Source organism: Paracoccus sigandri (genome assembly GCF_003709565.1).
Lineage (GTDB): Bacteria > Pseudomonadota > Alphaproteobacteria > Rhodobacterales > Rhodobacteraceae > Paracoccus > Paracoccus siganidrum.
In genome coordinates, this window is sequence record NZ_QNRC01000003.1 from 85,242 (window position 1) to 98,119 (window position 12,878).

The 12,878-nt window shown below is 70.2% G+C and carries 16 protein-coding genes; 14 read left to right on the plus strand and 2 right to left on the minus strand.

What is annotated here, in order from left to right; all coding sequences use genetic code 11:
- The first annotated feature begins 94 nt into the window (after positions 1-94).
- Both phnE (C9E82_RS03260) and phnE (C9E82_RS03265) read left to right on the plus strand, forming a co-directional pair.
- Positions 95-967, plus strand: a complete 873-nt coding sequence (gene phnE / locus C9E82_RS03260) for a phosphonate ABC transporter, permease protein PhnE (protein WP_119898064.1) — start codon at positions 95-97, stop codon at positions 965-967.
- Between the two features lie 12 nt (positions 968-979).
- Complete coding sequence (gene phnE, locus C9E82_RS03265) at positions 980-2,314, plus strand: phosphonate ABC transporter, permease protein PhnE (protein ID WP_240643522.1); 1,335 nt, start codon at positions 980-982, stop codon at positions 2,312-2,314.
- A gap of 5 nt (positions 2,315-2,319) precedes the next feature.
- Here the strand turns inward: phnE (C9E82_RS03265) and phnF are convergent, their stop codons facing one another.
- Complete coding sequence (gene phnF, locus C9E82_RS03270) at positions 2,320-3,033, minus strand: phosphonate metabolism transcriptional regulator PhnF (RefSeq protein WP_119898066.1); 714 nt, start codon at positions 3,031-3,033, stop codon at positions 2,320-2,322.
- Positions 3,034-3,136: 103 nt separating this feature from the next.
- Between phnF and phnG the strand changes: the two genes are divergently transcribed.
- Genes phnG through C9E82_RS03305 form a run of 7 tightly spaced genes read left to right on the plus strand, consistent with a single transcriptional unit; the run spans position 3,137 to position 8,097 of the window.
- Positions 3,137-3,589 (plus strand): phosphonate C-P lyase system protein PhnG, encoded by a 453-nt coding sequence (gene phnG / locus C9E82_RS03275; protein WP_119898067.1) that lies wholly within the window; start codon positions 3,137-3,139, stop codon positions 3,587-3,589.
- Positions 3,586-4,149 (plus strand): phosphonate C-P lyase system protein PhnH, encoded by a 564-nt coding sequence (gene phnH / locus C9E82_RS03280; RefSeq protein WP_119898068.1) that lies wholly within the window; start codon positions 3,586-3,588, stop codon positions 4,147-4,149. The genes phnG and phnH overlap by 4 nt, the downstream gene beginning before the upstream one ends.
- Entirely contained in the window at positions 4,149-5,228 is a 1,080-nt protein-coding gene (locus C9E82_RS03285; protein ID WP_122449196.1) for a carbon-phosphorus lyase complex subunit, read from the plus strand. Before phnH ends, C9E82_RS03285 begins: the two co-directional genes overlap by 1 nt.
- On the plus strand, positions 5,225-6,082 hold the full coding sequence (locus tag C9E82_RS03290) for an alpha-D-ribose 1-methylphosphonate 5-phosphate C-P-lyase PhnJ (protein ID WP_119896219.1): 858 nt from the start codon (positions 5,225-5,227) through the stop codon (positions 6,080-6,082). The genes C9E82_RS03285 and C9E82_RS03290 overlap by 4 nt, the downstream gene beginning before the upstream one ends.
- Positions 6,083-6,114: 32 nt before the next feature.
- Positions 6,115-6,879, plus strand: a complete 765-nt coding sequence (gene phnK, locus C9E82_RS03295; protein ID WP_119896227.1) for a phosphonate C-P lyase system protein PhnK — start codon at positions 6,115-6,117, stop codon at positions 6,877-6,879.
- 4 nt (positions 6,880-6,883) lie between these two features.
- A complete protein-coding gene (gene phnL / locus C9E82_RS03300; RefSeq protein WP_119896218.1) occupies positions 6,884-7,567 on the plus strand; it encodes a phosphonate C-P lyase system protein PhnL in 684 nt (227 codons plus the stop codon).
- Positions 7,564-8,097: a phosphonate metabolism protein/1,5-bisphosphokinase (PRPP-forming) PhnN gene (locus C9E82_RS03305; protein ID WP_119896217.1), complete on the plus strand. Its 534-nt coding sequence runs from the start codon at positions 7,564-7,566 to the stop codon at positions 8,095-8,097. Before phnL ends, C9E82_RS03305 begins: the two co-directional genes overlap by 4 nt.
- Here C9E82_RS03305 and C9E82_RS03310 read toward each other — a convergent pair.
- Positions 8,079-8,759, minus strand: coding sequence for a DUF1045 domain-containing protein (locus C9E82_RS03310; RefSeq protein WP_119896216.1), 681 nt, complete (start codon positions 8,757-8,759; stop codon positions 8,079-8,081). The two genes, C9E82_RS03305 and C9E82_RS03310, sit on opposite strands and share 19 nt — an antisense overlap.
- A gap of 89 nt (positions 8,760-8,848) precedes the next feature.
- On the opposite strand from C9E82_RS03310, the gene C9E82_RS03315 reads away from it, so the two are divergent.
- From C9E82_RS03315 to C9E82_RS03335, 5 genes are all read left to right on the plus strand, one after another.
- Complete coding sequence (locus C9E82_RS03315; RefSeq protein WP_119896215.1) at positions 8,849-9,991, plus strand: alpha-D-ribose 1-methylphosphonate 5-triphosphate diphosphatase; 1,143 nt, start codon at positions 8,849-8,851, stop codon at positions 9,989-9,991.
- Between the two features lie 83 nt (positions 9,992-10,074).
- Positions 10,075-10,545, plus strand: coding sequence for a type II RES/Xre toxin-antitoxin system antitoxin (gene parS, locus C9E82_RS03320; RefSeq protein ID WP_119896214.1), 471 nt, complete (start codon positions 10,075-10,077; stop codon positions 10,543-10,545).
- Positions 10,542-11,039 carry an RES family NAD+ phosphorylase gene (locus tag C9E82_RS03325; RefSeq protein WP_119896213.1) on the plus strand — a complete coding sequence of 166 codons (498 nt, stop codon included), beginning with the start codon at positions 10,542-10,544 and terminating at the stop codon, positions 11,037-11,039. Before parS ends, C9E82_RS03325 begins: the two co-directional genes overlap by 4 nt.
- A 79-nt stretch (positions 11,040-11,118) precedes the next feature.
- Positions 11,119-12,132, plus strand: coding sequence for a LacI family DNA-binding transcriptional regulator (locus tag C9E82_RS03330; protein ID WP_119896212.1), 1,014 nt, complete (start codon positions 11,119-11,121; stop codon positions 12,130-12,132).
- 77 nt (positions 12,133-12,209) lie between these two features.
- On the plus strand, positions 12,210-12,878 hold the full coding sequence (locus tag C9E82_RS03335; protein WP_119896211.1) for an amino acid ABC transporter permease: 669 nt from the start codon (positions 12,210-12,212) through the stop codon (positions 12,876-12,878).

Sequence of the window (12,878 nt, forward strand, 5' to 3'; positions counted from 1 at the left end):
GCCCCGCCCATCCCGCCGCGCGTCCCGGATTGCGGGGCGCGCGGCGGCCATTTCCTGCGGGGGCCGCTTTCCCGCAGGCAGAAACGAGGGATCGATGGCCGACATCGCCCATGGCACCAACCCCGCCCGTCCCCTGCCGGGCGACACCAGCGCCGCCTATCTGGCGCTGGTGCGCCGGCGCCGGCTCTATGGCGGGATCATCCTTCTTGTCTTCGCCCTGGCGATGATCTCGGGCTTCCGCCTGGCCGAGGATCGCAATGCCGGCGGCTTTCTGAACGGGCTGCCGCTGGTCCTGGACTTTCCCTCCGAGGTCCTCTCCGAGGCCTGGGACAAGCGCGCCAACCTGCCGGGGCTGATCCTGCGCCACCTGCCCTCGCTGGTCGAGACGCTGAACATCGCCGCCGTCTCGACGCTGCTGGGCGGGATGGCGGCGATGGTGCTGGCGCTGCTGTCGACGCGCGGGCTGGCGCGCTGGCCGCGCCTGACCGGGCTGTTCCGCCGGCTGATGGACGGCGCGCGGGCGATCCCGGAAATCGTGATCGCGCTGGTGCTGATCTATATCCTGGGCGGCGGGCCGGTGCCGGCGGCCGTGGCCATCGCGATCCACACCGCCGGCGCGCTTGGCAAGCTGTTTTCCGAAGTGGCCGAGAATGCCGACCTGAAGCCGGTCGAGGGGCTGCAATCCGTCGGCGCCTCCTGGATGCAGCGGATGTGGCTGGGCGTGGTCCCGCAGGTCGCGCCGAACTGGCTGTCCTATGCGCTGCTGCGCTTCGAGATCAACGTGCGCGCCAGCGCGATCCTGGGTTTCGTCGGCGCGGGCGGCATCGGCTATGACCTGAAGATCGCGATGCAATGGGGCCAGGGCCGCTATGACCTGGTGGTGGCGATCTTCCTGCTGCTGTTCCTGACCATCGTGGCGATCGACCGGCTGTCGGACCACGCCCGCAACCGCCTGGTGAAAGGCTGAGCCATGACCGGCATGACCGCTTCCCCGCCGCCGCTTTTCCCGCCCGTGGCCGATACCGTCATCGCCCGCTTCCGCCGCCGCCGGATGCTGTCCTTCGCGGTGCCGCTGGCGATCCTGGCCTATCTTCTCTATGCCGCGATGGCCTTCGACGTGGCGGGGCTGGCCGCGCGGGCCAAGATGGACAATGCCAAGGTCCTGCTGGCCGATTTCTGGAGCCACAAGACCCATGTCACGCGCGACAACCGCTCGGGCCGGCTGACCGTCGCCATCGAGGGCGAGGCCAAGGGGCTTTATCCGCAGGGCCGGCTGCCCGGCTGGGTCACGGTGGCGGGCGAGGTGACCACCATCGACCTGGGCGGCGGCCATGTGGTCACCTATGACGCTGCCGGGGCGCGCTATGCCGTGCCCGATTACGGCATCATCGACATCCGCCCCCAGGGCGACCGGCTGGTCCTGACCACGCCCGAGGGCGCGCTGCCGGACTGGATCAACGCCTCCGACAGGCGGGTCAGCGTCACGACGGCGGGCGGCCGCTTCGCCTATACCCGCTCGAAGGTCGAGACCTTCCGCTATGCCGCCGGCTGGCCGGCCTTCTTCTTCACCCCCGACAGCCCGTTCTTCGGCAAGAGCTGGACCCAGCTGGCGGGGCTGGCGCTGTGGGGCGAACGGCTGGACCCGTCCCGCCCCAATGTCGCCGCCATGGCCAGCGGGTTTTTGAACAACGCGATGTGGCAGCATGGCGCGGTTTTCTGGGCGATGTTCGAGACCATCCTGATGGCCTTCCTGGGCACCTTCGGCGCAGCGATCCTGGCGCTGCCGCTTGGCTTCATGGCGGCGCGCAACATGATGCCCTTCGGCGCGCTGCGCTTCGGGCTGCGCCGGGTCTTCGACTTCATCCGGGGCGTGGACGGGCTGATCTGGACCATCGTCCTGGCCCGCGCCTTCGGCCCCGGCCCGATGACCGGCGCGCTGGCCATGCTGCTGACCGATACCGGCTCGTTCGGCAAGATGTTCTCGGAGGCGCTGGAGAACATCGACGAGAAACAGGTCGAGGGCGTGCGCTCGACCGGGGCGGACAGCCTGCAGCGCGCCCGGTTCGGGGTGATCCCGCAGGTGATGCCGGTGCTGCTGAGCCAGGTGCTGTATTTCCTGGAATCGAACACCCGCAGCGCGACCGTGATCGGCGCCATCGTCGGCGGCGGCATCGGGCTGATGCTGACCCAGGCGATCCAGACCCAGAAGGATTGGGAGGACGTGGCCTGGTATATCGTGCTGATCGTGCTGATGGTCATGGCCATGGACAGCCTGTCGGGCTGGCTGCGCCGCAAGCTGATCCGGGGCAGCTGAGGCGCTCAGCCCTCGGGCGCCATGGTCAGCGACACCCGGTCGCCCGCGAACCAGGTCCGGCCGTATTCGACCGGCCGGCCGGCGCCGTCCACATTCACCGATTCCGAGCGCAGGATCGGCGCGCCCTCGCGGATCTCCAGCGCCAGCGCCATGGTGGGGCGGGCAAGCTTGGCGGTGATCCGGGTCCATGCCCGCGTGTAATCCGCCAGCCCGCAGGCCTTCAGCGCGGCGGTGATCGACTGGTGGCGCTGCAATTCCCCGGCCAGCGAGGGAAAGCGCGCGGCGTCGAAGACCGACCGGAACACCGCAAGCGGCTGGCCGTCGGCCAGCGACACGCCCTCGACCACATGGACGGCGGCCCCGGCGGGCAGGGCCAGCGCCTCGGCCTCGCGCGCGTCGGCGGCGCGGGTCTCCAGCCGGGTCAGCCGCCGCGAGGCCTGGCGCCCCAGCGCGGCGATGTTCTGGTGGAACCGCACCCGGCGGCCCAGGGGGTAATCGGTCGGCCGCGAGGTCACGAAGACCCCTGCCCCGCGCCGCGACCGCACCGTCCCCGCCTCGGCCAGATGCGCCAGCGCCTGCCGCACCGTGTGGCGGTTGACGCCGAAGCGGGCCGACAGCTCGGCCTCGGTCGGCAATCGGTCGCCGGGCCGGTAATGGCCGCCGGCGATCTCGGCCCCCAGCGTGTCGGCGATGTTTCTCCAGATCGGGGTGCGGGCCATGTCGTCACCAAAATTTCACACGGTTTTTCTTGAGCCGGGGCGGCGGGCGAGTTATGACTTGTCTAGTTGTATAGGATCATAGACAAACCCGCAAGATGTCCAGATGAACATTCCCCTGCCCCCCGACGACGCCCGCCGCCGCGACTGGATGGCGATCCTGGCCAAGGCGCCCCCGGCGCGGCTGGCGGCCCTGATGCCGGACCTGCCCGCCCATGACCTGCTGCGCCCGCCGCAGATCGGCACGGTGATGGTGCAGGGCCGGACCGGCGGCACCGGCGCGCCCTTCAACCTGGGCGAGATGACCGTCACCCGCGCCTCGGTCCGGCTGGGCACGGGCGAGGTCGGCCATGCGATGGTGCAGGGCCGCGACAAGGGCCACGCCGCCCGCGCCGCCATCACCGACGCGCTGATGCAGGGCGATGCGGCCGCCCGGATCGAGGCCGAGATCCTGGACCCGCTGCGCCGCGAGGCCGAGGCCCGCCGCAGGACGCGGGCCGCGAAGGCGGCGGCGACGCGGGTCGAATTCTTCACCCTTGTGCGCGGAGAGGATCAATGAACCAGCTTGCCGGGGGTTTTCACGACCCCGCCATCCAGTCGGCCCATGCCTTCCGCGCCTTGCTGGAGGCCATGGCCCGTCCCGGCCGCATCCACCGGGTCGGCGGCGCCCTGCCGCCCGCGCCGCTGTCGGTCGCGGCGGGGGTGACGGTCCTGACGCTGGCCGATGCGACGACGCCGCTGCACCTGGCCGGGGCGGCCGATTGCGCCGCGGTCCGCGACTGGATCGCCTTCCATACCGGCGCGCCGCTGGCCGGCCCGGACCAGGCGCAGTTCGCGCTGGGAACCTGGCAGGCCCTGGAGCCCGTCGACCGTTTCCCGGTCGGCGACCCGGCCTATCCCGACCGCTCGGCCACGCTGATCGTCGAGATGGCGCGGCTGGACCAGGACGGCCCGCGCCTGACCGGACCGGGCATCCACAAGACGGCGCGCCTGTCGCTGCCCGAAACCGATGCGCTGCGCGCCAACCGGGCGCTGTTCCCGCTCGGCTTCGATCTGATCCTGACCTGCGGCGACAGGCTTGCCGCACTGCCCCGCACCACCCGCGTGGAGGAAAGCTGATGTATGTCGCCGTCAAGGGGGGCGAGCGCGCGATCGACGCCGCCCATGCCTGGCTGGCCGAGGAGCGCCGCGGCGATCCCTCGGTCCCGGAACTGACCGTCGCCCAGATCCGCGAACAGATGACGCTGGCGGTCAACCGGGTGATGGCCGAGGGCTCGCTTCACGACCCGGACCTTGCCGCGCTGGCGATCAAGCAGGCGCGCGGCGACCTGATCGAGGCGGTGTTCCTGATCCGCGCCTATCGCACCACATTGCCGCGCTTCGGAAGCTCGCAGCCGGTCGATACCGCGCGGATGGCCGTGGATCGCCGGGTGTCGGCCACCTTCAAGGACCTGCCCGGCGGGCAGGTGCTGGGGCCGACCTTCGACTATACCCACCGGCTGCTGGATTTCGCGCTGGCCGCCGAGGGCGCGGTGCCGCCCGCCGCCCCCACCGCCCCGGCCGCGGACGAAGCCGTGCCCCATGTCGCCGGCCTTCTGGACCGCGACGGGCTGATCGAGGCCGAGGCGCCGGACGACACGCCCGCCCCCGACCTGACCCGCAGCCCGCTGGAGCTTCCCGCCAGCCGCGCCCTGCGATTGCAGGCCCTGGCGCGCGGCGACGAGGGCTTCCTGCTGTCGCTGGCCTATTCGACGCAGCGCGGCTATGGCCGCACCCATGCCTTCGTCGGCGAATTGCGCATCGGCATGGTCGAGGTCCAGGCAGAGCTGCCGGAGCTGGGCTTCGCGGTCCCCATCGGCGAGATCGAGCTGACCGAATGCGAAAGCGTGAACCAGTTCAAGGGATCGCGGACCGAGCCGCCGCAATTCACCCGCGGCTACGGGCTGGTCATGGGCCAGGGCGAACGCAAGGCGCTGTCGATGAGCCTGGTCGACCGGGCGCTGCGCTGGCGCGAGCTGGGCGAGGATTTCACCGGCGCCCCCGCCCAGGACGAGGAATTCGTGCTATCGCATTGCGACAACATCCAGGCGACCGGCTTCCTGGAGCATATCAAGCTGCCCCATTACGTCGATTTCCAGGCCGAACTGGAACTGGTGCGCAGATTGCGGGCGGAAACCATGCAGGAGGCGGCGGAATGACCGTGCAGGACTACAATTTCGCCTATCTGGACGAACAGACCAAGCGGATGATCCGCCGGGCGCTGCTGAAGGCGCTGGCGGTGCCCGGATACCAGGTGCCCTTCGCCAGCCGCGAGATGCCGATGCCTTACGGCTGGGGCACCGGCGGCGTGCAGGTCACGGCGGCCTGCCTGACCCCGGACGACCGGCTGAAGGTCATCGACCAGGGCGCCGACGACACCACGAACGCGGTCTCGATCCGGCGTTTCTTCCAGCGCACCGCCGGCGTCGAGACCACGCAGTCCACGACCGGGGCGACGGTGATCCAGACCCGCCACCGCATCCCCGAGGCGCCGCTGAGCGAGGGCCAGATCCTGGTCTACCAGGTGCCGATCCCCGAGCCGCTGCGCTTCCTGGAGCCGCGCGAGACCGAGACGCGGCGGATGCACGAGCTGGAGGAATACGGGCTGATGCATGTGAAGCTCTACGAGGACATCGCCCGGCATGGCGAGATCGCCACCGCCTATGCCTATCCGGTGAAGGTCGAGGACCGCTATGTCATGGACCCCTCGCCGATCCCGAAATTCGACAATCCGAAACTGGCGGACAATCCGGCGATCCAGCTGTTCGGCGCGGGGCGCGAGGCGCGGATCTATGCGCTGCCGCCCTATAGCAGGGTGGTCAGCCTGGATTTCGAGGACCACCCCTTCACGCCGTCGCGTGCCGAACATGCCTGCGCGCTGTGCGGCGCCACCGACAGCTATCTGGACGAGGTCATCACCGACGACCGGGGCAGCCGGATGTTCAGCTGCTCGGACACGGATTTCTGCGCGTCCCGGCAGGCGGGACGCCCCGACGGCGAGGGAGGCGCGTGATGCAGGCGGCGGAAATGGATATTTGTGCCAAGATGAAAGCAGAGGTGCCGCTTCTGTCCGCAAGCGGGGTGACGCGCCGCTATGGGGCGCGGATCGGCTGCGCGGATGTCGGCTTCGATCTGTGGCCGGGCGAGGTGCTGGGCATCGTCGGCGAAAGCGGCTCGGGGAAGTCGACGCTGCTGTCCTGCCTTGCCGGACAGCAGCGCCCGGACGCGGGGCGGATCCTTTACGACGGCGCCGACGTGCTGGCGATGCCCGAGGCGGCGCGGCGCCGGCTGGCGCGCAGCGACTGGGCCTATGTGCACCAGAACCCGCGCGACGGGCTGCGCATGGGCATCAGCGCCGGCGGCAATGTCGGCGAGCGGCTGATGGGCGTGGGCGCACGCCGCTATGGCACGATCCGCGACAGCGCCATCGACTGGCTGGGCCGGGTCGAGATCGCCGCCGAGCGCATCGACGACCGGCCCTCGGGGTTTTCCGGCGGGATGCAGCAGCGGCTGCAGATCGCGCGCAACCTGGTCACCGGGCCGCGGCTGGTCTTCATGGACGAGCCGACCGGCGGGCTGGACGTGTCGGTCCAGGCGCGGCTTCTGGACCTGCTGCGCGGCCTGGTCAGGGACCTGGGGCTGTCGGCCGTGATCGTCACCCATGACCTGGCGGTGGTGCGGCTGCTGGCCGACCGGCTGATGGTGATGAAATCGGGCCGCGTGGTCGAGACCGGGTTGACCGACCAGGTGCTGGACGATCCGCAGCACGCCTATACGCAATTGCTCGTCTCCTCGGTCCTGCAGGTGTAACGCGATGATCCACATAGAAAACCTTTCCAAGAGCTTCGTGCTGCACAACCAGGGCGGCGCGGTGATCCCGGTGATGGCCGGGGCGCATCTGACGGTGGCGGCGGGCGAATGCGTCGGGCTGGTGGGCCGGTCGGGCGCCGGCAAGTCGACGCTGATGCGGATGATCCACGGCAATTACCTGGCCGCCTCGGGTTCGATCCGGGTCGCCGGGGTCGAGCTGGCCGGCGCCGCCCCGCGCGAGATCCTGGCCCTGCGCCGCGCCACCCTGGGCCATGTCAGCCAGTTCCTGCGGGTGGTGCCGCGGGTGCCCACGCTGGAGGTCGTGGCCGAGCCGCTCTTGCGGCTGGGCGTGCCGACTGACCGGGCCCGCGACCGGGCGGCGGCGCTGCTGGCGCGGCTGAACGTGCCGCGGCGGCTGTGGACCCTGTCGCCCACCACCTTTTCGGGCGGCGAGCAACAGCGGGTGAACATCGCCCGCGGTTTCGTCCACGACTATCCGGTGATGCTGCTGGACGAGCCGACCGCCAGCCTGGATGCCGCCAATCGCGAGGTGGTGCTGGCGCTGATCGGCGAGGCCAAGGCGCGGGGCGCCGCGATCCTGGGCATCTTCCACGACGAGGCCGCGCGGGCGCGGGTCTGCGACCGGCTGGTGGACGCGGCCGCCTTCGTGCCGGAGCAGGCGGCATGAGCGCGCGGCTGTTCGCGGTGGCCGGTCCCTCGGGGGCGGGCAAGGACCTGCTGATGACCATGGCCGCGCGGGCGCATCCGGGCTTGCGGCTGGCGCGCCGCGCGATCACCCGCCCGCTCGAGGCCGGCGGCGAGGATTTCGAGCCGCTGACCGAGGCGGAATTCGCCCGGCGCGCCGGGGCGGGCGAATTCGCGCTGCACTGGCGGGCGCATGGGCTGGGCTATGGCATCCCGGCATCTGAACTGGCTGGCACGGGGCCGGTGCTGTTCAACGCCTCGCGCGGGGTGCTGGCCGAGGCGGCGCGGCAATGGCCGGGGCTGGTCGTCGTGCTGGTCACCGCGCCGCCCGGCATCCTGGCGCAGCGCCTGGCCCATCGCGGGCGAGAGACCGCCGAGGACCAGCACCGCCGCCTTGCCCGCGCCGGCTTCGCCCTGCCGCAGGGGCTGGAGATCCGCCATGTGCTGAACGACGGCACGCCCGAGACGGGGCTGGCGCGCTTCCTTGCCGCGCTTCAGCCGGAAAGCGTGTAGCGATGCAGCAGCCGGAACAGCCCGTCCTGCCCCTCGCCGAACAGGCACAGATCGCGCAGTTGGAAGGGGCGCGGCAGGACCGGGGCGAAAAAGGCATCCAGCGCGGTTTCGGTCCGGTCGGCGCAGGCGGGCTCCAGCCGGTCGGTCAGCGTCAGGTGGAAGCGGAACTCCTCCATCACGAAGGGATAGCCCCAGAGGTCCAGCAATTCCCGCTGGCGCGGCGACAGGCGTTCGGGGCGGCGGCGGGCGATCTCGGACCCGGTAAGGGGCGCGCGGAACGGATCGAGCTCCGCGACCACCCGCGCCGCCAGCGCCGCAAGGGGTGCGGCATCGCCTTCGGGGACCAGCGCCAGGAAGCCACCGATGCGGGCAAGCCGCAGGCCCGGCAGGCTGACGGGCGCAAGATCGCCGGCCAGGTCGGCCAGCGCCTGCCCCAGCGCCTGGGGCGTGCGGCCGGGTGCCAGGCGGAAGGGCGGCTTCAGCGTGCCGTGGAAGCCGTAGCGCCGCGGCTCGGTGGTGATCGCGCTGGCGGGCAGGCCCAGGTCGGGCTGGGCGCAGGGCGCGCCGCTGACGGCATCCCGGCCCAGCCATGCGCTGGCGTGATCGGCGAAATCCCCCGGCGGGGGGGCGTAATAGACGGCAAAGCGTTTTATCTGATCCATGAAGCGCCTGGTCGCATGGGAATGTCACATGGCCGTGACAGGATGACGGCATTCAGCCGCCCTGCCCCGCGATGTGCAAGACAGGAAGGATGAACATGACGATTCTCGCCAATGCAAGGCTGGTCCTGCCCGACGAGGTGATCCACGGCGCCGTGGCCTTCGAGGAGGGCCGCATCCTGTCGGTCGATCCGGGCGGCGCGGTGCCCCCTGGCGCGGTGGATTGCGGCGGGGACCTGGTCATGCCGGGCCTGATCGAGCTGCATACCGACAACCTGGAACGGCATATCCAGCCGCGCCCCAGGGTCGACTGGCCGCACCAGGCGGCGATCATCGCGCATGACGCCGAGCTGGCCTCGGTCGGGATCACCACGGTCTTCGATGCGCTCCGGGTCGGCTCGATCACCTCGCCCGACAAGGCCGGCTATGGCGAATATGCCCGCGAACTGGCGACCGAGATCCTGGGCTTGCGCGACGCGGGCGCGCTGCGGATCAGCCATTTCCTGCATCTGCGCGCCGAGATCTGCTCGGAAACGCTGGTCGACGAGATGGCCCGCTTCGGCCCCGAGGACCGGATCGGCATCGTCAGCCTGATGGACCACACCCCCGGCCAGCGCCAGTTCCGCGACATCGGCAAGCTGCGCGACTATGTGATGGGCAAGCGCGGGCTGTCGGATGCCGAGTTCGACCTGCATGTCGCCAGCCAGCAATCCCTGCGCGCCCGGATCGGGGACCTGCACGAGGCGCGCGCGGTCGAGGAGGCGCGGCGCTATGGCGCGGTGCTGGCCAGCCATGACGACACCACCGCCGGGCAGGTCGCGGCCTCTGCTTCGCATGGGGTGGGCTTTGCCGAGTTTCCCACCACCGTCGAGGCGGCGCGGGCCTGCCGCGACAAGGGCATCGGGGTGATGATGGGGGCGCCGAACCTGATCCGGGGCGGGTCGCATTCCGGCAACGTGGCCGCGCATGAGCTGGCCGAGATGGACCTGCTGGACATCCTGTCCTCGGACTATGTGCCCTCCTCGCTGCTGTCGGCGGCGCTGCTGCTGGGCGATTTGTGGGGCGACATGGCGCGCGGCATCGGCACGGTCACGCTGGCCCCGGCGCGGGCGACAGGGCTTGCGGATCGCGGCCGGATCGAGGCGGGCGTGCGGGCGGACCTGATCCGGGTCACGCGGGTCGGCCATGCCGGCGCCCTGCGCGGGGTCTGGGTCCGCGGCCAGCGGGTCGCCTGATTGCCGGGCCCGGCCTCTGCCCTTGAAGAATGGTGCGACAAGTGTCATATTATCAGCGACACTTGTCAGCACAGGAGGGTTTCATGGCCGAACCCATGCCCGTCGAACACGACATCGCCCGCACCTATGCCCTGCTGGGCGGGCGGGACACGATCCGCAAGCCGGTGCGCACCAGCCTGGAGGCGCATGACATGCTGATGCGCGGCCTGCCCTCGTCGGCGCTGCTGCACCTGACGCGCGAGATCTCCTTGCTGGCCACCGAGAACGTGCTGGACAAGGCGATCGGGATCAGCGTCAGGACGCTTCAGCGGCGCAAGAAGGACGCGCCCGAGGCGGTTCTCAGCGTCGATCAGAGCAACCGGACCTGGAAATTCGCCGAGATCCTGGGTCGCGCGACCGAGATCTTCGGATCGCGCGAGGCGGCCGAGGGGTGGATGAACCAGCCGGCGATCGGGCTGGACCAGCGCAAGCCCATCGATCTTCTGGCCACGGCGGTCGGCGTCGAGGCGGTCGAGGACTACCTGACCCGGATCGAATACGGGGTCTATGCATGACGCCATTGCCGCCGCCGCTGGGAAGCGGCGAGTTTCGGTTCTGGCGGCTGGATGCGCAAAGGCACGCCCCGACCTGGGCCAGCGGCGAAGGCAGCTTCCGGGTCGGCGGGCGCTGGAACTCGCCCGGCATCCGGGCGATCTATGCCTCGCTGGACCCCGCCACCGCGACGCTGGAGGTCGCGGTCCACAAGGGCTTTCGCGTGCTGGATACGCAGCCGCATGTGCTGACCTGCGGCCGGATCGTCGATCCCGGCATGATCCATGTCGTCTTGCCGCAGGACATTCCGAACCCGCACTGGCTGGTGCCCTGCACGCCGAACCGCAACCAGCAGGCCTTCGGCGACGCGCTTCTGGCCCGCCACCGCTTCGTCCTGATCCCCAGCGCCGTGTCCCGGCACAGCTGGAACCTGATCTTCGACGCAACGAAGCCGGCGACCGATTTCGATTCGGTCCGGCAGGAACGCTTCGCGCTGGACCCCCGCTTGCAGGCCTGATCGCGGCCGGGTGTTGTCCTTTGCCCCGGATCTGGAAGATCATGGCGCGAACCCCGGCAGCCGCGAAGGAGAAAGCCCGATGATCCGCAAGAAGGTGACGCTGGCCGAAATCGCCCGGATCGCGGGCGTGTCGCGGGCGACGGTCTCGCTGGTGGTGCGGAATTCTCCGCTGGTGGCCGAGCATACGCGCCAGAGGGTCGAGCAGATCATGGCCGATCTGGATTACGTGCGCGACATCGGCGCGGCGCGGCTGCGCAACAACAGCAGCCGCACCATCGGGGTGATCGTGCCCAATCTGGTCAATGCCTTCTTCACCGAATTCCTGTCCGGCGCCGAAGAGGTGATGGGCCTGGACGACCGCGTGGTGCTGCTGGCCAACAGCCGCGACGACGCGCCGCGTCAGGACCAGATCCTGCAGCGGTTCCGCGGCCACGGCGTCGACGGGGTGATCCTGTGCCCCGCGCAGGGCACCGCGGCCGACCTGCCCGACCGCATCCGCCGCTGGGGCCTGCCGCTGGTCCAGTCCCTGCGCGAGGTCGGGCGCGACGCCACCGACTATGCCGGGGCGGATTATGTCGCGGGCGTCGGGCTGGCGGTGCGCCACCTGGTCGAGCGCGGACATCGCCGCATCGCCTTCCTGTCGGTCAGCGCCCGCACCTCGGCCCGCGAGGAGCGGCTGGAGGGCTTCGCCCGCGCGCTGGCCGAAACCGGCGCCGAGGATGGCGGGATCGTCGAGGCGGAACTGAGCTGGGAGGGCGCGATGCGCTCGGCCCGCCGGATCCTGGACCTGCCCGCCCTGCCCACCGCGATCCTGTGCTTCAACGACGTGCTGGCCGCCGGGCTGATGGCGGGCCTGCGGCAGGCGGGCTGCCAGCCGGGCCGGGACCGGGCCGTGGTCGGGCTGGACGACCTGCCGCTGGCGGAACTGACCTATCCGCCGATGACCAGCGTCGCGATGCAGCCCGCCGCCATCGGCGCCAATGCCGCAAGGCTGCTGGCCCGCCGGCTGGCCGATCCCGACGCGCCGGTCAAGCGCGCCATCGTCCAGCCCCTGCTCCGCATCCGGGAAAGCAGCGGCGGCGCGCGGTGTTGACTTTGGCTTGATCCTGTTTTAGATCGATCTAAATTGAGGTTTCGAACGAATCTCTACATCGGCAGGGGGAGGGCCAGATGTATCAGTTCAACTTCCAGCCGGTGATCCAGAACCTGGACCTGCTGCTGTTCGGGGCCTGGCTGACCGTGCGGCTGTCGCTGATGGCGATGCTGTTCGGCCTGGTCGTCTCGGTCCTGGGCGCGGTCGCCAAGACCTCGGGCATCCGGCCGCTGCGCTGGCTGGTCGACGCCTATGTCGAGGTGATCCGCAACACGCCGTTCCTGGTGCAGATCTTCTTCATCTTCTTCGGCCTGCCCGCCGTGGGGATCAGCATGTCGCCCAATACCGCCGCGCTGGTGGCGCTGGTGGTCAATGTCGGCGCCTACGGGACCGAGATCATCCGCGCCGGGATCGAATCCATCCCGCGCGGCCAGATCGAGGCCGGGCGCGCGCTTGGCCTGAACCCGGTGCAGATCTTCCGCTACGTCGTGGTCAAGCCCGCGCTACGCAACATCTATCCCTCGCTGACCAGCCAGTTCATCTACCTGATGCTGACCTCCAGCGTCGTGTCGGTCATCTCGGCCAACGACCTGGCCTCGGCGGGGGCGGACCTGAACGCGCGGACCTTCGCCAGCTTCGAGATCTACCTGGTGCTGACGGTCCTCTATTTCCTGCTGGCGCTTGGCTTCTCGACGCTGTTCGCCGCCATTCGCCGCGTCTTCTTCACCTATCCGGCGGGGCGCTGA